1 protein-coding gene is annotated in these 579 nt (G+C 42.3%); it reads right to left on the reverse strand.

Annotation, left to right across the window (positions count from 1 at the left end; genetic code table 11):
• The coding region (locus I6E26_RS11075) for a hypothetical protein (protein WP_235321920.1) at positions 1 to 532 on the reverse strand (532 nt) is incomplete at its 3' end.
• Positions 533 to 579: the final 47 nt, after the last annotated feature.

Raw genomic sequence — 579 nt, forward strand, 5'->3', positions numbered from 1 at the left:
TAATGCCCAAATTCATCCCTTCTGCCAAAGCTGCTGCCCTGATGTTATTCCGTTCTATATTCCAAACATGTTCTTGGTCAAATAAAGTAAGCATAATCTCCTCAACCTCCGTTTCGCGTTCACTCAAGTATTCCCTCAGAAGATTTCTATCACGGCATATCCTGATAATCTCCTTTACCGCTTTCAGTGTCCTACCATTCAATGCTACCTGCTCATTGCACACCCTGCAAAAGCCAATATACTGATTGATAATATCATCACTGTCCTGAAGATAAATCATCTTCACCTTGGCCTCTATACAGCAATCCATATCAGGGAAAAACTCATCCTTTAAGGACAATACATCAGGATGATTGCCCTTGTCACCAGTGTAAATCACGTACAGCTCAGGCTTCGGCATTTCTACCTTATGGCTGCCATATAGCTGAATTTGATTTGTGTTAAAGTAGTCCTGATATGTACTCATCAGATATATCAGGGCACGGATGACAATATTAGCAGACCAGGTGGACTGCGCCTCCACCAATATCATCAGCTGCTTTCCCCTGACCATAAAGCCAAGGTCGTTATAAATGCCAT

This window comes from Anaerovibrio lipolyticus (assembly GCF_021531495.1).
In the GTDB taxonomy this organism is placed as follows: domain Bacteria; phylum Bacillota; class Negativicutes; order Selenomonadales; family Selenomonadaceae; genus Anaerovibrio.